The organism is Zunongwangia atlantica 22II14-10F7 (genome assembly GCF_002094855.1).
GTDB classification, from domain to species: Bacteria; Bacteroidota; Bacteroidia; order Flavobacteriales; family Flavobacteriaceae; genus Zunongwangia; species Zunongwangia atlantica.
In genome coordinates this window covers 1-289 of record NZ_ARYN01000088.1, presented here as the reverse complement: position 1 = coordinate 289, position 289 = coordinate 1, and the positions used below count along the sequence as shown (strand labels likewise).

The following is a 289-nucleotide window of genomic DNA, read 5'->3' as shown; positions in this document are numbered from 1 at the left end:
TACGGTAAATGCACAGAAAATAACCGGCTATGTTTACAATAGCGAGGGAGTCATTCCCAATTTTAAAGTTGAAAATACTTCTAAAAAGAATATGGCCAAGAATAGAAGAACAAGAATTGTGGTAATTCCTAATCTTGATAAATTCTTTGCAATGTTAGATTCTGAAGGAGAAATTTAAAATGCACTAAGGGCTTATTTCCCTTGAGGCTTGCCTCGAACCTAATAAATATAAAGTTTAAATTGTTTAAAAAAGGCGGAACTATTAAGTTTCGCCTTTTTTTATATTGAA

At 31.5% G+C, this 289-nt stretch carries 1 pseudogene; it reads left to right on the top strand.

Going from position 1 to position 289, the window contains the following annotated elements:
- Positions 1-67: 67 nt before the first annotated feature.
- Positions 68-178 (top strand): annotated as a pseudogene (locus IIF7_RS21135) (cell envelope biogenesis protein OmpA); the annotation flags it as partial.
- Positions 179-289: the final 111 nt, after the last annotated feature.